Annotated in this window: 9 protein-coding genes; 5 read left to right on the forward strand and 4 right to left on the reverse strand. The window is 59.7% G+C overall.

Translation table 11 applies throughout. The annotated features are described in order from the left end of the window. Window positions 1-2: 2 nt before the first annotated feature. Window positions 3-989, reverse strand: a complete 987-nt coding sequence (locus ABH945_RS31415) for a patatin-like phospholipase family protein (RefSeq protein ID WP_074773340.1) — start codon at window positions 987-989, stop codon at window positions 3-5. A gap of 1,476 nt (window positions 990-2,465) precedes the next feature. On the opposite strand from ABH945_RS31415, the gene ABH945_RS31420 reads away from it, so the two are divergent. Further along, complete coding sequence (locus ABH945_RS31420; RefSeq protein WP_429253252.1) at window positions 2,466-4,778, forward strand: hypothetical protein; 2,313 nt, start codon at window positions 2,466-2,468, stop codon at window positions 4,776-4,778. Between the two features lie 90 nt (window positions 4,779-4,868). On the opposite strand, the gene ABH945_RS31425 is transcribed toward ABH945_RS31420, so the two are convergent. After that, on the reverse strand, window positions 4,869-5,942 hold the full coding sequence (locus ABH945_RS31425) for an AI-2E family transporter (RefSeq protein ID WP_429253253.1): 1,074 nt from the start codon (window positions 5,940-5,942) through the stop codon (window positions 4,869-4,871). An 812-nt stretch (window positions 5,943-6,754) separates the two neighbouring features. Between ABH945_RS31425 and ABH945_RS31430 the strand changes: the two genes are divergently transcribed. The 3 genes from ABH945_RS31430 to nhaC all read left to right on the forward strand — a co-directional run bounded on the left by ABH945_RS31430 (window position 6,755) and on the right by nhaC (window position 11,125). Further along, entirely contained in the window at window positions 6,755-8,176 is a 1,422-nt protein-coding gene (locus ABH945_RS31430) for a basic amino acid/polyamine antiporter (protein ID WP_074771926.1), read from the forward strand. Window positions 8,177-8,224: 48 nt separating this feature from the next. After that, window positions 8,225-9,481: an arginine deiminase gene (arcA, locus tag ABH945_RS31435; RefSeq protein ID WP_074771928.1), complete on the forward strand. Its 1,257-nt coding sequence runs from the start codon at window positions 8,225-8,227 to the stop codon at window positions 9,479-9,481. Between the two features lie 132 nt (window positions 9,482-9,613). Next, window positions 9,614-11,125 carry a Na+/H+ antiporter NhaC gene (gene nhaC / locus ABH945_RS31440; protein ID WP_429253254.1) on the forward strand — a complete coding sequence of 504 codons (1,512 nt, stop codon included), beginning with the start codon at window positions 9,614-9,616 and terminating at the stop codon, window positions 11,123-11,125. An 8-nt stretch (window positions 11,126-11,133) separates the two neighbouring features. Here the strand turns inward: nhaC and ABH945_RS31445 are convergent, their stop codons facing one another. Together ABH945_RS31445 and ABH945_RS31450 are read right to left on the reverse strand one after the other, a co-directional pair. Next, entirely contained in the window at window positions 11,134-12,465 is a 1,332-nt protein-coding gene (locus tag ABH945_RS31445; protein ID WP_429253255.1) for a type II toxin-antitoxin system HipA family toxin, read from the reverse strand. Between the two features lie 2 nt (window positions 12,466-12,467). Continuing rightward, window positions 12,468-12,950: a helix-turn-helix domain-containing protein gene (locus ABH945_RS31450; RefSeq protein ID WP_429253256.1), complete on the reverse strand. Its 483-nt coding sequence runs from the start codon at window positions 12,948-12,950 to the stop codon at window positions 12,468-12,470. A gap of 789 nt (window positions 12,951-13,739) precedes the next feature. Between ABH945_RS31450 and ABH945_RS31455 the strand changes: the two genes are divergently transcribed. After that, entirely contained in the window at window positions 13,740-20,075 is a 6,336-nt protein-coding gene (locus tag ABH945_RS31455; protein WP_429253257.1) for an SDR family NAD(P)-dependent oxidoreductase, read from the forward strand. Window positions 20,076-20,106: the final 31 nt, after the last annotated feature.

The raw sequence follows: 20,106 nt of genomic DNA on the forward strand, positions 1-20,106 counted from the left end.
GATCAGACTCCGTCGAGCAGCGCGTCGAGATCGAGCGACGATTCCACGCCTATTTTTGCGGCATGTTCTGAGAGAAACACTTCAGCGGCGCGTCGGCCTTCGTCGCGCAGCATCGTCAGGAATGACCATTCGGCATTGAGCTTCGACGAGTAGCCGAGCTTTGTCATCTCTTCGCTCGAAATGCGGTGGATGCGCATTTCCGCCCAGTGACGGCCTTCGTCGCTGCCCGCGTCCGCTGCACGCCGTAGCAACGCGATCATGCGCAACTCCTTCATGAGCGGCGCGTTGAACGCAACTTCGTTAAGACGACTGATGATGTCGCGCGCGGAGCGGGGCGTCTCGTCCCGTTCGACAGGGTTCACCTGTACAAGCAGCGTGTCGCTCGACGTGCATTCGCGCACCAGCGGCGTGATCGTCGGATTGCCCGCATAGCCGCCGTCCCAGTAGTCTTCGCCGTCGATCTCGACCGCCTGGAACAACGTGGGCAGACAGCCCGATGCGAGCAACACATCGGGCGACAGGTCGGCATTGCGGAACACGCGCGCCTGGCCCGTACGCACTCGTGTCGCGGTGATGAAAAGCTTGATCGGCGCATCGCGTAGATGAGCGAAGTCGATCGATTCGTCGAGGATTTCCTGCAACGGATTGACCCCGCGCGGATTCAGGTCGTATGGCGAAAACATGCGCGCGGCGAGATCCATCGCGAGGAACATGGGCGAATGATCGAGCGTCCAGCGTCCCAGCAGCATGTCGAGCGGACTGCGCCGGAACGGGCTGTAGACGGCGGCATCGGACACGCGTCTCCAGAAGGTTTCGAGCGCGCGGCGCGCGCCTTCGGCGCCGTCCTGCTGATAACCGCTCACCAGCACGGCGGCGTTCATCGCGCCGGCAGACGTGCCGGAAATGCCTTCTATCTGCAGCCTCGACTCTTCCAGCAGACGGTCGAGGACGCCCCATGTAAATGCGCCGTGCGAGCCGCCGCCTTGCAATGCGAGATCGATGAGGGCGGGCGAATGATGCGCGGATTCATTGTTCGTAGCAGCCAAGACAACTCCGTTGTGAGGAGTGCTCTGTGTCGCGAGCTGGCGCCGATTGACGGCGGACGTGCAAACCAGTGGAGCAGAAACGACAGCAACGATGTGTGAGCCGCGACCGGGATCGAAGCCCCGCAAGCAGCCATTGAATGAACGGCATTGTTACGAAAATGCGAATCTTTGAACGTGCGTGCAGATTTATTTGACGATTGAAAATCTGGAGACACACCTGTTGTATTGAAAGTGGCGGTTGCTTAAAAGTCAAGCGTATTCGGGACGACGGTTGCGCTGAAATGCGTGATGGAATAAAGCTGAATTTGTTAACTTGCAGGCAGAGTCGTAGTTGTGGTTGATCGGCGTTGGCCGGGTGGGCAGATAGTGCATCGGTCGGTCATGACATGGTCAATCGATACGTGTATGGAAGCAGGATGAGGTCGAATTGTTTTGCTTCTATCTCATCCATAGGTCACGTTAAAAAATATATGTATGTTTATTGAATAGATTAAGCAATGTGACAGATATTTGAAATGGCGCGATGCGCGCGCCAATCCGCTCGAATTTATTTTTGACTGGATGCTTAGGAACGGCCAATGCAATTTCATTCGTATTAGTAATACAAAATAAATTATTGGGGCACGATTATTGAGAAAAAATTAAAGCCTCGCCATTTGCGGTTCGTGCTGAGGCAGACATTTTCGATCTTCCGGCGTTTGGAAAATTACCGGAAAGATACGGTAAGAAATTCTTCGGTTTATTACTTATCGTCCCGGGACCCCGCGACGTTGCACGTTTGAAACGTTTATAATTCCTCAGTCCTAGCGAGTGATGTAACTTCTACCGGAAAACTAGTAGTTCAATTTCGCTTCAGTAATAGTTTCATTGGCTGTTCTGGCGCGCAATGGATCAGTATTCATCATACGAACTCGTTTGGTTGGCGTCCGCGAGTCAGCCGTCAACTTGAGACTCGTTCCCCGTCGATAGTCCGGTCGTGATATCGGCTGCATCGACTTTCAATAGTGAAATGAAGAATCTCGCTGATTGGAAATTTTTTGCATTTCACGTCGGCGGATTATCCCGTCTTCGATATTCAACGTCCCAATTAAACGGGTTCAATCAGCGATAACGCTTTCGGGAATAACGGTTAATCGATTTAAAAAGTAAGTAATACGTAATGTCGGATGGGTTTGCCGACAGTACATGGCCGTTTATGCACGCCATAAGCCGGTTGCCTCTTCGCACAGGCCGATGTCAACGGGATGTCAGGCGACGTTGCAGCGGCTAACCGCGCGTCACGGCTTTATCAGCAACGAACGTAATCACTGCGTTCTCAGGTTCACCTCTCTGTACTCAATAACGTCAAAGCAGGACGACCTGGATCGATCTTGCGAATTCTCGGGGAAAACCTGCTCTTTGCGATACATACGGATAAAGATGAGATATTTGAAATTACTGGGAGTTGCGTCGGCAACAGTGTTGGCGTCGTTTGGTGCGGAAAGCGCACAGGCGCAGACAAGCACTATCACGGTCGCAGGCCAGCAATACAAGTTGTGCGGTCAGGAGAACGGCAACTGCTCATTCCTCGGAACCGGCTCGGTGGTCTTTGGCGCCGTGCCGCCCACATCACCGTCGGTCATGCTGAGCGCGCCGCGCACGTTCAGCAATGGCGTCGGTTGCTACGTTGGTGCAGTTTCGCAGACGGATCCGGCTTATGGCTACGGCAAATCGTGTTGGGTAAGGGCAGTTGCGGCTACGCCTACGCCTACGCCGGCCCCGACGCCCACGCCCACGCCCACTCCGGCGCCTGCACCCACGCCAACACCAGCACCCACGCCAACACCGACCCCCACGCCAACGCCAACGCCCACGCCAACGCCCACGCCAACGCCAACGCCAACGCCAACGCCCGCCCCAACCCCCAGCCCGACAGCAACACCAAACAACACAACCTCAACATCGGCGACCGGCAGTTCAACCCTAACCTGCAGCACGCCGACGCAAACCGCAGGCGGAACCGCGAACGGCGTAATCAGCGCCGACACGCCGACGACAGACGGCCTGCGCATCTTCCAGAACAACGTCGCGTTCAAGCTCGCGATCACGACAAATGCGCCCAGCGCCGACACGGTCGTCTGGTCGGTCGCGGATTCGAACGGCGCAATCAAGGCGCAGGGCAGCTTCCCGGTCAGCGCCGGGGTGCAGACCAACGCGATCCCCTGTACCTCGACGTGGTCGGGTTACGGCGCACTGACGGCGACGCTGAGCGCCAAGGGCGGCACGTTGCCGAACAGCGGCACGCGTCCGCAAGGTATCGCGACCTTCGGCGTACTGCCGAATCTGAGTCCGGTTCTGGGCACGGTCACGTATGCGCATCAGGATCAGCATCGCTTCGGCATGCAGGGATTCAACGGCAACATTGCGGCTCTGCACGATCTGGGTATCTCGTGGACGATCGACGACCGCCAGCAATCGGCAATGGAACCCAACGGCCCGAATACGTACACGCCGAGCGTGAGCGATCTCGATCCGTTCTATAAAGCCAATCCGGACCAGATGCGCATCGTGCGTCTCGACGGCATTCCCGCATGGGATTCGAAGACCGGCCAGTTCAACGACAGCTATTACGCACCGTCGAATCTCACCGAGTTTCAGGGCTTCATGGCCAAGGTCGGCACCGATACGAGCCTGATTCGCGCGGCCAATTATCCGAATCAGCAGAAGAACTACTACCAGGTGACGTGGGAACCGAGCCTCGGCTGGGCGGATAGCGATGCCAACTTCGTCGCCATGTACAAGGCGGCCTATCAAGGTATTCATTCGACCGATCCGAATGCGGTCGTGATGGGCACCGGCAATCCGTTCGCCGCGAATTGCGATACGTGTACCACCGGATATCTGCAGAAGTTCGGCGCGCTGGGTCTGTGGAATTACATCGACGCGGTGTCCACTCACGGCTACTGGAATGCTGGCACGTACCCGGCGCATCCGCCTGAATTGCAGGACTCGGACCCGGATCCGGCGAACCAGGCCAACGCACTCGACAATCAGATGAAGCAGTTGCGTTCGGTCATGCAGGCAGGCAAGCCGAACATGAAGCTGTTCTTCACGGAGGCGGGCGTGAGCTACGATCCGGGCTTGAACTATGGACCGACTGTGCCGTCGCAAAACCAGCTGTTCGCGCAGGCGGCGGTTGGCGTGCGGGCGCACATCATCACGCTCGGCGGTGGTGCGCAACTCACGACGCTGTTCTACGGCCCCGACTATCCGGGCGAAGTGGGATACGGCACGTTCTTCGATCTGAACGACGCGCAGGGCGCATATGGCGCGACGAATCTGTCGCCGAAACCCGAAGCAATGGCGTTCGCGACGATGACCCGGGTGCTCGACGGGACGAACACGTTGGGCCGCGTCAACGGTACGCCGTCAGGCACTTTCGCGTATTCGTTCCAGCAGCTCGGCAACGGCAAGGTCATCACAGCCGCGTGGACGCACAGCAACGCGCAATGGCCGACGAGTGGCGGTGCGTATAGCCAGACCTACTCCACCAGCTACACGCTTCAGGTGGATAACGCCGGTACGTCGGGCAATGTGACGAAGATCGATGGTTACGGCAATACGAGCACGGTTGCTTACACCAACGGTCAGGTTGCGTTGACGCTGACCGAAGTGCCGCAATACATCGTGTCGAACAATGCGTCTGTTGCGACGGCGAATGCAACTGTCCCGGTCGGATATACGGGTCAATAAGATATGGGCTGGTAATAAGCGAAACCCCGGAAGCGGGACTACGGTCCCCGCTTCCGGGGTTTTCTTTTTCAATAAGAAAAAGCGTGCGGTTCAGGCGACCGGCGCGCTCCCGCCGTAAGTCAGTCTGCCGTTTTTCGATAGAAGAATTGCAACCGGCCTCGTCATCTCGAACTCGGAGAAGATGATCGTTACGATGACGGTGATCGGAACCGCGAGGAACGCGCCGGAAATACCCCATAGGGCGGACCAGATCGCCATGCTCGCGAGAATCGCAAACGGACTCAGGTTCAGCGAGTTACCCATCAGATAGGGATCGAGAATGTTGCCGATCAGGAAGTGAATGACAGTAAGCGCTATCACCACGATCAGTACTTCGTTGAGGTCGCCGAATTGCAGTACCGACATGAGTGCGGGAAAGAGAACGCCGAGTACCGAGCCGATATAGGGCACGTAGTTTAGTAGCGCGGTCAACACGGCCCATAGCCCCGCGAATTCGAGTCCCATGCCGCGCATTGCGCCCCAGCACACGCCGCCGAGCACCACGCCAAGCAGCGTCTTTAGCGCAAGATAAGCGCCAATGCGACGGTTGATGTCGATCACGACATTCTTCACGCGCGCAGCGTTACTCGCATTCGCCGCCATGTTCTCGAGTTTTTCGCCAAAGGTCCGGTGTTCGAAAAGCAGAAAACTCGCGTACAGCGCGACGACAAATACATTGATGATCACCGACGACAACGAAGCCAGTGTGCCCGTCACCAGCGCCTGGATGTTGAATTGGGCCAGCATGTCCCGCCGTAGCGAATCCCATGTGGGCTCATTTTCCAGATGCAGCAACGCAGCAATTTTCTGGATCAGCGCGAGCACCGAATCCTGATAGCGCGGCGCCAGCGCAATGAGCGCATCGTAGTTCGCCACGAGCATGTCGACCGCGAAGAATATGCCGGCGGCGATCAGAAACACGGACAGCGCATAGCGCAATTGCACGGGCAGTCGCTCTCCAATCACAGGAATGCGCTGCAGCAATCGCGTGAAGCCGACGATCACATAGACCGCGATGACCCCGAATACAATGGGCACAAACACTGCACGCCCGATATAAAGCACCCAGCCGACAATCAGCATTAGCACGACAACGCATACGGAAGCCTGCAATCGGTCGGTCATCTGTCATGCTCCATTGATCTGCGAACTGTTTTTCCTGGGATATCGCCAATGAAACGATGTAAGCGGTGATGCAACGGCGCGGTACATGCTTTGATATCGCAGGCCTTCGCTGACGCGCCGTCGTACGAATACCTTACAGGTAGCCGTTCAGCGCCACGAAGGATAGTCGCACAGAAACATGACTTCTAAAAACGGCCGCCAACGCAATCGCTTGCTCACGTCGGGTGGGGGCTTGTCATGAAAGGCCATCTGGTCATTCGTTTTGAGCAGAACCGCACTTCGTCTGTCATAGAAGCCCGCGGCGTTTTGAAATGCGAAAGTGCTTCTTTCCCGTTCAGCATTTGTCTTTGGAATCCTCACTTCACGACGCATTTTTAACATTTAGAAAATCGCCACGAAGGCCGACGTACCGACCTTTGACCTTACCCGTTTTCGCTGTTTAATTCCGGCTCGCCGTGGAGCAATTTTCGAACCAGACACCTTTAAAAATCGAAACGCCGGGTACGTTCGGATCGTACTTTTTTGCCAACCGACAAAGTCCCACAACCTATGAGCGAATACCCTTAATCGATTGAAACGGCCGGTAGAAGAAAGCACGGAAACTCCCGGGAGACGCCCGAATCGCATGCGCAGTGGCCGTTTTGTTAAATCCGGCGATCATTTGACAAAAGCCCCCGGACAGACCATTCTTTTCTTCATGTGTCGTTTGCAGACAGCTTCGGCGACACAGATCAGATGAGTTGTGAGAGAGACAGGTTACATTCGAAATGCGTCGCGAAGGTAATTGGCAGGCTAATTAAAAAGGAATCCGGATGGCTTCCACAGCCCAAAAAATGTCAAAGATGCAGCTCACCGCAATGGTGGTGGGTGGGATGGTAGGAGCCGGGATTTTCTCCTTACCTCGGACTTTTGCTAATGCCACGGGGCCTTTAGGTGCCGTCATCGCGTGGCTGATTGCAGGAACCGGCATGTATATGCTGGCGCGGGTCTTCCAGTCGCTTGCCGAGCGCAAACCCGAACTGGACGCAGGTGTCTTCGCTTACGCCAAAGCAGGTTTTGGCGACTATCCCGGCTTTCTCTCCGCCTTCGGCTACTGGATAGGTAGCTGCATCGGCAACGTCTCATACTGGGTACTGATCAAGTCCACACTCGGCGCATTCTTTCCGGTTTTCGGCGAGGGCAACACGGTCGTTGCGATTCTCGTCGCTTCGGTGGGTATCTGGCTCTTCCACTTCATGATCCTGAAAGGCGTACAGCAGGCCGCCTTTATTAATAGTGTCGTCACCGTCGCCAAGATCATCCCGATCCTGGTATTCATCGTCATCCTGATATTTGGGTTCAGGATGGATCTGTTCAGCGCGAACTTCTACGGTGGAGGGCTCGAAGGCAATCTCTTCGAGCAGGTGCGTGCAACCATGCTCGTCACCGTGTTCGTGTTCCTAGGGATCGAGGGGGCGAGCGTCTATTCGCGCTACGCGAAAGAACGTACCGACGTCGGTAAGGCCACGATTTTAGGCTTCATCACTGTCACTACGCTGATGGTGCTCGTGACCATGCTGCCGTATGCGGTGCTGCAGCGCGCGGACGTGGCGGGCATGCGTCAGCCGTCGATGGCAACGGTGCTCGAAGCAGTGGTCGGCCACTGGGGCGCGATTTTCGTCAGCGTGGGTCTGATCATTTCGGTGTTGGGCGCTTACCTCGCGTGGTCGCTGATCTGCGCCGAAGTGCTGTTCACTGCGGCAAAGACCAAAGACATGCCGGCCATCTTCGCGAAGGAGAACGCCAACAAGGTGCCGGCCAACGCGTTGTGGCTGACCAATATCGTGGTCCAGCTCTTCGTTATCAGCACGTTTTTTTCACGCGACGCTTTTGCGTTGATGCTGAACCTCACCAGCGCGATGTCGCTGATTCCGTACCTCTTCGTCGCGGCGTACGGCTTCATGCTGTCGAAGCGCGGTGAGAGTTATCAGATGCGTCCGGAGGAGCGAAAGCGTGATCTGACCATGGCGACCATCGCCGTGATCTACACGGTTTTCATGATCTACGCGGGCGGTCTGAAATTCATCCTGCTCTCCGCTGTGCTGTATGCACCGGGAACGGCGCTGTATATCTGGGCGCGGCGCGAGCAGGCCAAGACCGTTTTCACGTCGGTGGACTGGATCATCTTTATCGTTGCCATCATCGGTGCGGTGATTGGTATTTATGGTCTCGCGACAGGAATGATTACGCTCTAGTACGCGAATTGAACACAGCCGGCTCAGGCCGGAATTCAGGAGATCGTCATGGCTACAGATGCGAAAACGGACGGGTTCGGTGTGTATTCCGAAGTCGGGCAACTGCGCAAAGTGATGGTGTGCGCGCCAGGGGTTGCCCATCAGCGGCTGACCCCGAGCAACTGCGATGAATTGCTGTTCGACGACGTGCTATGGGTCGAAAACGCCAAACGCGATCACTTCGACTTCGTCACGAAGATGCGCGATCGTGGTGTCGAAGTGCTGGAGATGCACAACCTGCTCGCCGAGACGGTGGCGGTGGCCGAAGGCAAGAAATGGATTCTCGACAACCAGGTGGTGCCGAACCAGGTCGGGCTGGGTTTTATTGATGAACTGCGCAGCTATCTGGAAGGGCTGGACAATCGCAAGCTGGCCGAGACGCTGATTGGCGGCTTATCGACTCACGATTTTCCGGAAGCACATGGCGGCAAGGCACTGGAAGTCGCGCGGGAAGCCGCCGGCTCGACCGAGTACCTGCTGCCGCCGCTGCCGAACACGCTGTACACCCGCGACACTACCTGCTGGATCTATGGCGGCGTCACGCTGAATCCGCTGTACTGGCCCGCGCGTCATGAAGAGACGATTCTTACCACGGCGATCTACAAGTTCCATCCCGACTTCGCGGGCAAGGTCAACGTGTGGTGGGGCGACCCGACCCAGGACCACGGGCTCGCGACGCTGGAAGGTGGCGACGTGATGCCGATCGGCAAGGGCGTGGTGCTGATCGGTATGAGCGAGCGGACCTCGCGCCAGGCGATCAGCCAGCTGGCCGCCACGCTGTTTGCAAAAGGCGCGGCCGAGCGCGTGATCGTCGCGGCCATGCCGAAGATTCGCGCGGCGATGCACCTGGACACGGTATTCACTTTCGCCGATCGAGACTGCGTGCTGCTCGCGCCGGACTTCATGAACAAGACGCGCACGTTCTCGTATCGGCCCAGCAGTCATCCGAGCGGCGTGGAGTTGCATCGCGAAGAGAAGTCGTTTGTCGATGTCGTCGCGGAAGCGCTGGGTTTGAAGAAACTGCGCGTGGTGGAAGCGGGCGGCAGCGACTATCAGCGTGAGCGCACGCAGTGGGACAGCGGCGCGAATCTGGTGTGTGCGTCGCCGGGGGTGGTCTATGCGTACGACCGCAACACCTACACGAACACGCTGCTGCGCAAGGAAGGTATCGAGGTGGTGACGATCGTCGGAGCGGAACTCGGCCGGGGTCGCGGCGGCGGTCACTGCATGACCTGCCCGATCATGCGCGATCCGGTGGACTATTAATCCCTCGGAAGATTGACGTTGCTGCCCGCTGATGCGTCAGCGGGCAGCAGCGCATTCGCGATTGGCTGGTGCCAACGTTGCCGGCGTGATCGCGACGAGTCGCAGCGCATGCCGATACGGGGACAAGCTTAAATGAAGAGGCCCGAATCACCTCAACCGGTCACGATGATCGAGGCGATCATTCCGGTTGCCAGCCTGGTCGTGCTGGTGGGCCTGTCTTACTACCTGTTCGGCGATGGCGGCGCGGGCGGCCCGAACCAGGTCGGCCTCGTGGTCGCCACGATGATCGCGGTGTTCATCGGATGGCGGCGCGGACACTCGCTGGCCTCTCTCGGCGAAGCAGCGGTGGCGAGCGTCAGCACGGGTATCGGCGCTATCTTCATCCTGTTTGCGGTCGGTGCGCTGATCGGCACCTGGGCGCTCAGCGGGACTCTCGTGGCCATGGTGTACTACGGCCTCAAGCTTCTCAGCCCCAATTACTTTTACGTTACCGCAGCCGCTATTTGCGCGTTCGTGTCGTTGAGTATCGGCAGTTCATGGACCGTTGCCGGCACGATCGGCATTGGCTTGATGGGCATCGCGCACGGCATGGGACTGAGTCCGGCGATCACAGCTGGCGCGGTGATTTCGGGTGCGTATTTCGGCGACAAATCCTCCCCCTTGTCCGATTCCGCGAATCTCGCCGCGGCTGCCGCAGGCGTTGATCTGTATCGACATATTCGCGAGATGTTTCTGACCTCGGCGGTGGCGCTGGCGGTCACGCTCGGCGTGTTCTACTTTCTCGGCAGGCCCGGCGACTTCGATGCAAGCGCCGAGATTGCCGCCATGCGCGGTTCGTTTCACATCTCGCTGGTCCTGTTCCTGCCGCTGCTGCTGGTCATTGCGCTGGCGATCTTCAAGATTCCGCCGTTCACGGCGATCTTTCTCGGCGCACTCGCTGGTGGCCTGCTCGCCGTCTGCGTGACGCCCGAACGCGTGATCGAATTTGCGTCCGCGAAGCAGGGCGTGCCGGATTGGCTCGCGCTTCTCAAGGGCGTGTGGCTCGCATTGGCGAGTGGCTACAAGGCGTCGACGGGAAACGCAGAACTCGACATACTCGTGACGCGCGGCGGCATGGACAGCATGTTGAACACCATCTGGCTGATCATCACTGCGCTGGCGTTCGGCGGCGTGGTCGAAAAATGCGGCGTGCTCGAGCGGCTGATTGCACCGGTGATCGCGCGCGCAAAAACGACGGGCACACTGATCACTTCCCTGGTCGCAGCGATCGTCGCGACCAATGTCGTTACCGCTGATCAATACATCGCCGTGGTTCTTCCGGCGCGGATGTTCAAGACCGCGTTCTCGAAGCGCGGCCTTGCGCCGATCGTGCTGTCGCGAGCTGTTGGCGACGCCGCCACGCCCACCGGCGCGCTGATTCCGTGGAATAGCTGCGGCGCGTATATGGCGGTGACGCTAGGTGTCAGCACGCTGAGTTACGCGCCTTATGCGGTGTTCTGCTTCGTGAGCCCGCTATTGACGATTGCAATCGCGTATTCCGGCTTTCGCATGCCGCGCCTACCGGCTTCTACCGCGTCCACGCCGGAGCAGATTGCGACGGACCCCGCGCTAGTAAAACCGGACGACGACACGCACTTGGGCTGAGAATGTTTTCATTCGCCGATCAGCTTCCTGTTCAACCGCCGCATCCCTTCGAAGATCGAGCCGGCGATATCCATCGGAAAATCTTCCGGCAGTAACGACGAGACTTCTTCGATCACTGCTTCGGTCCGCTCGGTTAGCGCGTCGATCATCGCGTCGATGTCGGCTGCGGAAAACCCGACGCGTTGCCCTTGCGCAATCCAGTGCCGCCGCTGGATCTGATTGAGCTGATAGTGGACGTTCTTGCCACGCACAGCCATCGCGAGTTTCACCTTCTGTGCGGCGAGGCGGCCCGTTCCCGTGCCGATAATCGGATGCGCGGACAGCACGTCGTAAAGCGGCGTGGCCTCGTAGCGGCTGCCTGGCAGATGGGCGATGCTGAAGTTCTTTGCATGGCCGTCGGTTGCCGCAAGCAGCCAGAAAACCATCTGCGTGACGAAGAAGTTGCGACGGTCGGTTGTCGCGCGCTCCGAGCCGGACAGCACTTCCATGATCGCCTCGATGCCGGGTCCGCCGTCGGCCTCGTACTTGTGTAGCGCCGACGTGCCCGTCGCCTGGCACATGTCCTCTTGTGGGAGTCGCACGATCCACGTAGCGTCGCTGGACGGCCTGCGGTCGAACCGTTCGACGATCAACACTTTCTGATCGTCGAATCGCGCGATTTCGCAACGGGCAACGGGCAACCCGTAGGCCGCCACGATTTGCGAGCAGAGCCATTCGTTCTCGACCGAGGTGCGCATGTCGGCGCGCATATTGCCGACGAGCCCGAGCGGAAGCTTGAAAATGTGCGTGGTCGGCGTGCTGCCCTCGGGCAACAACCAGCGGTTGCGATGCCGCAGAAGCGCGGTTTTTTCCTGCGCGCCCGCGATGGACAAACGTAGGTCTTCCAATGGATCGTCCCGGCCTGGTGCCGACGTGGAGGTCGTTCCCCGCAGAAGCTGGGCGATTTCGCTTTCGCTGAGTACCCGTCCGGTGATGCTGGCGAGATCGGTCGGCGCTTCGTCCGGCGGCAACATCTGAAGAGCGCCGACGCAGTCGCGCCCGAGCGCCGCCAGAAGGGGGAACGGCGCGGTGCTGCCGGTCTTATAGCGGGTAGCGATGCGTCGACGGATCGGCTCGCTGTCGGGGAGCAGGTTGTCGAAATAGTCCGCGACGATCTGGCCGCGATACGGCTGATTACCCGGCGTAAAAGGAAGCGATAGCGAAAGCGGCCGGCCTTGGGGATCGTCGATCCAGTCGTCGTGATAGACGAGGCGCTCGCCGCCGCGCGTGGCCTCCCAATGGCCGACTTGCAGGCCGTTCATCCACAGGTTCAGGCGGTTCGGATGCGTGCTTCGCGCCATGCTTACCAGTCCTCCCGTTTCTTGCCGACGCTTTTGGGCTTGGCGGTGCTGCGCGGAGCGGGTTTTGCCTTCGTGTTTTTAGCGCGGGCAGACGTGGCTCGCGGAGTTTCCTCATCGCGCGAAGCTTGGGCTTTGCCCTTCGCGTTGCGCGCCGTTGCCGTTGGCTCTTTCTTCGTCGAGCGCGTAGCAGCGGTTTTACGAGGAGCCTGCGCGATGGACGTCGATTGAATCGTATCTTCCGCGACGACGTCGCTTTCCGGCGATCCGGCCGCGCGAGGGATGAGCGTCAAATCGACTTGAAGCACCCGCAGAACCCTGAATAACCGATCCACACTGACAGCGGCGGGATTGGCTTCGAGTTGCGCATAGGTTTGCTGTGTTACGCCGAGATGACTGGCCATGCCGGCCTGAGTGAGTCCCGCAGCTTTGCGGAAGCCTTGCAGAATCGGCCTCAATTGGCCCAGCGTCTTGATGGGGTAGTCCACAGCAGATCTCCGACTCGTGTTTCGACACCATAACAGGTTAAAGCCTGTTAAATATTTATACAGTCTATACGCTGTATTGTACAAATACAACCTAAAGGCTGTTAAAAGCGGTGTTGCCCAACCGCCGTACTCGACCAGCTATCGGCAAGTATCGCGAGACGATAGCTGCAACTAACGGTCAACGAAAATTCGCCCCTTGCTTCGCTGCTCCGCAGTCATCTCCCAAGCCGACAGGATCACCATCTGAGCCTATACACCGCCCGCAGCAGGGTTCTTCAAGTTTCGCTGGTTCTTTCACTTATCAGGGCCTTTCAGAGTTGTCTGATATTTGTAAATTAACCTCAACCGTATTCTTTCGGCGAAATAAAGAAGATGAGTTTTTAAGAGATAAGTTTATTTAAATAAATTCGTATGAATTGAATGAAATTTTAAAGAAAAGACACTCTCCGGGCGATAACGCGATAGACCTTAATTCAAGTCAGAAGGCCCCATGGCGTTACGGTTTTCGAATCATCGCGTACCACGAAAACGCGGCCTTAAATTACCCAAAGAAATTTCTGCAATGAATGATCGAAAAATCGCATTTTAAGTTTTGAGCATGAAAACGCGAAATGGGATTTGGTTTTGAGATTGTGAAATGAAGGAAAACATAAAACATGAATTCCACAGGGAATGAGTTTTATGAGTGTCGAACAGAAGAGTAAATGTGCACGGGGAAAAGCAGCTCATCGCAAATGCGCTAGCGTTTAAAGAGCACATATTTTTAACATCTATCCAGAATAAATGCACATGCGTGATATTGCTGTGGTCGGAATGGCATGCCGCCTTCCTGGTGGCTTGGACGATCCTGATTCCCTGTTGGCTGCGCTGCGTGAGCGGGTCGTCACCGCAGGTCCCATTCCGGCAGATCGCTGGGATTCGGCTCGCTACTATTCGGCGGACGAAAGCGTGAAGGGCAAGGCCTATGTCAACCAGGCCAATTTCCTCACGCAGGACGTCCGCTCAATGGATGCGGACTTCTTCGATCTGCCCGCGCGCGTCGCCGAAAATCTCGATCCGCAGCAACGCCTGTTGCTCGAACTGATCTGGGAAGCGTTCGAAAACGCCGGCCTCGACCTGCCTGCGCATGCGGGCAGCAAGGTCGGCGTCTACGTTGGCGGCTTCATGCTCGACCACATGGTCACGCTGATGCAGGTGGCCAACCGCACGCGCCATAACGCCAACACCGCCGCCGGCATGATGATGACCATGCTGGCGAACCGCCTGTCTTACGCATTCGATCTTCGCGGACCGAGTCTTTCTATCGATACGGCCTGTTCGTCGTCGCTGGTTGCATTCAGTTATGCGTGTCGCGACATCTGGTCGGGCGACTGCGACATGGCCGTCGTCGGCGGCGCGAACGTGATGACGCGTCCCGAGTATTCGATCGGTATGAGCAAGGGCCAATTCCTTTCGCGCGACGGCCAATGCAAATCCTTCGACGCGCGCGGCGATGGTTACGGCCGCGGCGAAGGCGGCGGCATCGTGTTGCTGAAGACGCTGGAAAAAGCGCTTGCAGACGGCGACACCATTCTGGCGACGGTCGCGGGTGCGGGCGTCAATTCGGACGGCCGTACGCCCGGTATTTCAATGCCGAGTGTGCAGGCGCAAAGCCAACTGATCCGCGAGGTCTGCGAGCGCTTCGAGATCGATTCGAACGCGGTGCGCTATGTCGAGTGTCACGGTACGGGCACGGCGGTGGGCGATCCGCTCGAAGCGGCATCGATTGGATCGGTTTATGGCGCGGGCCGTCATGGCGACGATCGTGTCGTGCTGGGCTCGATCAAGAGCAATATCGGGCATCTGGAAGCGGGCGCGGGCGTGGTCGGCGTGATCAAGGCCGTGCTCTCGCTGATACATCGCGAGGCATTCCCGCTCGGCAATCTGCAAACTCCACACCCCGGCATTGCGTTCGACGAGTTGGGCGTGCGTCTCGCCGATGCATCGATTCCACTGGCCGAACCGAACGAGCCGTTCCTCGTGGCGGTCAATTCCTTCGGCTATGGCGGGACGAATGCACACGTCGTGTTGCGTTCGGCGCCGCAAGTGACGCGCGAAGCAGCGGTTGCGGCGTCGGCGCGTCCCGCTGGTTTCCCGCTGTATCTGCCGTTGTCCACGCGTAGCCCGGCTGCGCTCAAGGCGCTGGCACAACGTTACGCGGATTGTCTGTCGAAGCCCGGCACGCAAGTCGCCGATCTGCTGCATTCCGCCGCTTTACACCGTGCCCCGTTGAACCATCGCGCGGTCGTGCTGGGTGCTGATGCGCACGAATTGCTCGACGCGCTGGCCGCGTTGCAGCAGGGCGAGAAATCGGACAAGGTCGTCACCGGTCAACAACTCGCGCCGGGGCAGCAGTTGCCGGTGTGGGTGTTCACCGGCATGGGGCCGCAATGGTGGGCGATGGGTCAGGAACTCTATCGCGACGAACCCGCGTATCGCGCTGCGGTCGATGAAGCCGACCAGATTTTCCAGCGCATCGCCGGCTTCTCGATCCTCGTTGAAATGCTGAAGAGCGAGGCCGAATCGCAGATCACGCGAACCATTCACGCGCAGTCGGCGAACTTCATGATTCAGTGGGGCATTGTGGCCGTGCTTCGCGCGGCAGGTGTCACGCCGGGCGCGGTGATGGGCCATAGCGTCGGCGAAGTGACGGCCGCCTGTGTCAGCGGCGCGTTGAGCCTGCCGGACGCGTTGCGCGTGTGCTACGAGCGCAGCCGTCTGCAGGCGACTACCGCAGGCAGCGGCAGCATGCTTGCGGTCGGCCTTGACCGTGAAGCCGTCGCCACGCTGCTGAAACCGTTCGAAGGACGCGTCGAAATCGCCGCGATCAACGGACCCACCACGCTCACGCTGTCCGGAGAGACGGCGGCGATCGAAGCGCTGGCCGTAGAACTCGCCGCGCGCGAGGTTTTCCATCGCGTGTTGAACGTGGAAGTGCCGTACCACAGCTATCTGATGGAACCGATTCTGGCCGAGCTTGCTTCGTCGCTGGACGGGATCGTCGCGCGCGAGCCTCAAGTTCCGCTGTACTCGACGGTCACCGGCCGCCGCGCCGAAGGACCTTCGTTCGGCGCCACGTACTGGCCGAAAAATGTCCGTCAACCGGTCGCGTTCGCCGACGCGGTTCAGGCCTTGCTTGACGACGGCTTTACCACTTTTGTAGAAGTCGGTCCCCATCCGGTGTTGTCGAGCGCGCTGCGCGATTGCGCCAAGGCGCGCGCGAAAGAAATCCGCCTTGTCGAAACGCTGCGCCGCAATGAAGCCGAGCGCGCGCGCCTGCATCGCACCGTTGCGCAGGTGTTCGCAAGCGGTTGCGAGATCGACTGGACGTTGCTCAATGGCGAAGGCCACGTTACCGCGCTGCCGAACTATCCGTGGCAACGCGAACGTGCGTGGCTCGAAACCGATCGCGCGATTTATCAGCGTGTCAGCCCGACCGATCGCCCCATGCTCGGCTGCGAGCAATACCCCGCGCACGACGTGTGGGTCAACGATCTCGAACACGACGGCCTCGCGTACCTGAAGGATCACATCGTGTCCGGCACGTCGATCATGCCGGCAGCCGGGTATGTGGAGACACTGCTCGAAATCGCCGCGCTACTGCATCCGCACGCGCCTGGCTGGCGTCTGAACGACGTTGAGATTCGCGCGCCTCTCGTCATTTCGAGCGACCGCGCGATCGACTACGTATCGAGCTACGAACGCAGCACGAACCGCGCGACGATCCGCAGCGTAGAAAGCGGCAAGACCGGAGAAGGGCAGCTGCATCTGACTGGTGGCGTCGGCGCGTTGCAGTCGGCGGAAATCCGTCATGTCGATCTGGAAGCGTTGAAAGCCGCGCTGTCCAACGAGCAGGACCCCGCCGTGTTCTATCGCGAGTTGTCGCGTATCGGTCTGCAATACGGGGCGAAGTTCCAGTCGGTACGGTCGCTGCGTCTCGCACCGCAAGGCGGCCGCGTGCTCGCACTGATCGAACGTGATGCCGCTCTGCGCAGCGACGGATATCACGCTCAGCCGGTCATGCTCGACGCCTGTTTCCAGGTCCTCGTCAGCATGCTCGACGACAATGAATCGACCTTTCTGCCCACGGGCTTCAGGGAACTCCGCCTGCTCGTGCCGGCGCTGCCGGACCGCTACTGGTGCGACGCCGTGCAGGTCAGCGCGACGCCTCGCCATGTCGACGCCGACCTGACGATCATGGACGATGCAGGTCGCGTGCTGGCGGTGATCCGCGGGCTGCGCGTGACGGCGTCGTCGGCGAAGGTCGAACGTACGGACGCATACGGCGATCCCGTGAAGCTGCAAATGCCGCGCTACGAATGGTCCGATGCAGGCCGGTTGTCCGAGCCGAAGCGTCTCGGACACTGGCTGATCGTCGAAGATCGCGCCACAGCGGCGCTCGCCGACCGGCTCACCGCCGGGTTGGAAGCATTCGGCGCGCGAGTTTGCGCGCGACTGAGCACGGCTTCGTCGCTCAGCATTCAACGCGAATGGATGACCGTGCGTCCCGATTCCAACGACGATATTTCAACAGCATTGCAAGCCGCCGGCGCGTTGCATGGTGTGGTCTTCGTTCATGGTGCGAATGCGAAGCTCGACGGCGCAGACCCGACAGGCTCGCGGGCGCTGCTCCTGATGCATGCGGTGACGCGCCATCTCGCGGGCTTGCCGGTGTCGGAAAGGCCGCGTGCTTATGTGCTCACGCGCGATGCGTTCAACGTTACGGACGGCGATGCAGCCGTGCAGCCCGCGCAGACTGCGCTCAACGGTTTCGCCCGCGTCGCGTTCAACGAACTCGAAGGCATGCGCTTTACCACCATCGACGTTCCGGCCACTGAAACCGACCACGATATCGACGCTGCGATTCTCGAGTTGCTGTGTGACGCGCCAGGGGACGAAGTTGCGATCCGTCGTGGACGCCGCTTCTTCAGCCACCTTGTCGCAAGTCCCGTGTTGAGCCAGCCGCGCATCGAGCCGGTGGCGCTGACCGCCAACCGCGCGGTCCAGGTGCGCAGCCTCGGCGAACACGAAGAAGGCGCGGGCAGCGTCAAGCTGATCGAAATTGCCCGCTTGCCGTTGCGCGACGACGAAATCGAACTGAAGACTGAGAGCGTCGCGTTGACGATGCGCGCGTTGCGCACCACGAACGGCGACACACTCGATCAGAATTTCGTCGAAGTGATCGCGACGGTTCACGCGGTTGGTGCAGCCGTCTCCGATCTGTGCGTGGGGCAGCGGGTCTACGGCCTCGCGCCCGCCGACTTTGCCAGCCACCTTCGCGGACCACGTTCGGCCTTCCATCTCGTCGAACTGGCCGATGACACGAATGCAGCGCCGTTGTTGCTGGTGGCGGCGCGCGAGGCAGTTGCCGAACGTCTGGTCGAACAGGCGGATCTCGATCGTCACGCTCGTGTCCTTGTCGAAGCCGACGAGTTGGGTCTGTCGATCAGCTCGGCGCTGCGCCGGCGCGGCATTCAGACCACTGTGCTGACGCGGCCGGGTACCGTTGCGCCGAAGCTCACAGCGGACTGCAAGCTGATCGAAGCGGGCTGCGACTCGCTGGAAGGAGCGGTTGCCGAGGTCACGCAAGGCCGAGGTTTCGACGCGATTGTCGCGCCGATGGGTACATGGGCCGACACCTTCGGCTGGCGCTCGCTCGCCGCAGGCGGCGTTGTGATCGACACCGACCCGCATGCCGGCGCGTTCACGCTGCCGCCGTCGGCTTCGTCGATCGTGCGGGCGGACCTGTCGGTGTTGACGCAACGTGCTGGCCGCTTCGCCGAAGCGCTCAGCCGGGCCGTGAGTCGTGCAGGTACGAGCGAAATCGTCGCGCCGGACAGCCTGTCGGTATCGATTGTCGATCTCGCGACCCGCAAGTTCGCGCTGCCCGATAGCGACTTGCCGTTGATCGTCCACTTCGACGACGCATCCACTGCATTGCAGGTGCGCGTGCACGAAGCAATCACGTTCGCGCCCGACGCCACGTATCTCATCACCGGCGGCCTCGGTGGCTTCGGCCAGAAAACGGCGCACTGGATGGCGGAGCGGGGCGCGCGTCATCTGGTGCTGGCCGGCCGCAGCGGTGCCGATACCCCGGAGCGCAGCGCGTTCGTCGCCGATCTGCGTCAGCGCGGCGTGACGGTGGTCTGCGTGAAATGCGATCTTGCTCACGAAGGCCAGGTGCGCGATCTGTTCGCGACGATTGCCGCGTCGGCGCCGCCGCTGCGCGGGGTGTTCCACGCGGCGGCGGTCATCATCGATCAGCCGATTGCCGAACTGAACCCGCAAGACCTGCTCGACGTGATGCGCAGCAAAGCTGAAAGCGCGCGTTTGCTGCACGAATTGACCCGCGAGATGACGCTCGATTACTTCGTGCTCTATTCGTCGATCGCGAATCTGGTGGGCAACAGCCGTCAGGCCAGCTACGTCGCCGCGAACGGTTTTCTCGACGGACTCGCGTGGCGTCGCCGCGCAATGGGACTGCCGGCCATCAGCATCAACTGGGGGGCGATTGCGGATGTCGGCGTGGTAACGCGCGATGCCAAGCTCGAACAGTTCATGCGCTACATGGGCTTGCGCGGCATGGAATCGGCGGAGGCGCTGAGCTGGCTCGAACGCGCGATGTTGCGCGACGTCACGCAACTGGGCGTCACGCTGATCACCAACTGGAGCGAGTGGAGCCGCTACGAGACGCTGGGGGGACAGTCGCTGCGTTACGCAGAGCTGATTGCCGCCGACACCCGCCCCGACGCCGACCCCGGCGCCGTCTTGCGCGCCGAACTGGCCGAGGTGCCCGCCGTCGAGCGCTTCACCGTGCTGGCGAGCCTGGTCGCGTCGTTGATCGCCGACGAACTCGAAACCGATGCCGAAGCTATTCCAGTGGATCGGCCGATCCTCGATCTGGGCGTCGATTCGTTGATGGCGACCGAGATCCAGGCGCTGCTTGGACGCGACCTCGGCATCAGCGTATCGGTGCTCGAGATTCTCGACGACCTGACGATCCGCGCGATCGTCGACAAGGCGCTGAATGCGTTCGGATGGGGCGAGCAAGGCGATGCCGCTGCGGCAGAAGTTCAGGCCGCGTGATATCGGCCCGCGTCTGAAACAATCAAGGAGT

This window comes from Paraburkholderia sp. GAS333, from assembly GCF_050435665.1.
Lineage (GTDB): Bacteria > Pseudomonadota > Gammaproteobacteria > Burkholderiales > Burkholderiaceae > Paraburkholderia > Paraburkholderia fungorum_A.

Coding starts and splice junctions, on each gene's coding strand:
- ABH945_RS31420 (WP_429253252.1), top strand. CDS start 2,466: ATGAGATATTTGAAATTACTGGGAGTTGCGTCGGCAACAGTGTTGGCG.
- ABH945_RS31425 (WP_429253253.1), bottom strand. CDS start 5,942: ATGACCGACCGATTGCAGGCTTCCGTATGCGTTGTCGTGCTAATGCTG.
- ABH945_RS31430 (WP_074771926.1), top strand. CDS start 6,755: ATGGCTTCCACAGCCCAAAAAATGTCAAAGATGCAGCTCACCGCAATG.
- arcA (WP_074771928.1), top strand. CDS start 8,225: ATGGCTACAGATGCGAAAACGGACGGGTTCGGTGTGTATTCCGAAGTC.
- nhaC (WP_429253254.1), top strand. CDS start 9,614: ATGAAGAGGCCCGAATCACCTCAACCGGTCACGATGATCGAGGCGATC.
- ABH945_RS31445 (WP_429253255.1), bottom strand. CDS start 12,465: ATGGCGCGAAGCACGCATCCGAACCGCCTGAACCTGTGGATGAACGGC.
- ABH945_RS31455 (WP_429253257.1), top strand. CDS start 13,740: ATGCGTGATATTGCTGTGGTCGGAATGGCATGCCGCCTTCCTGGTGGC.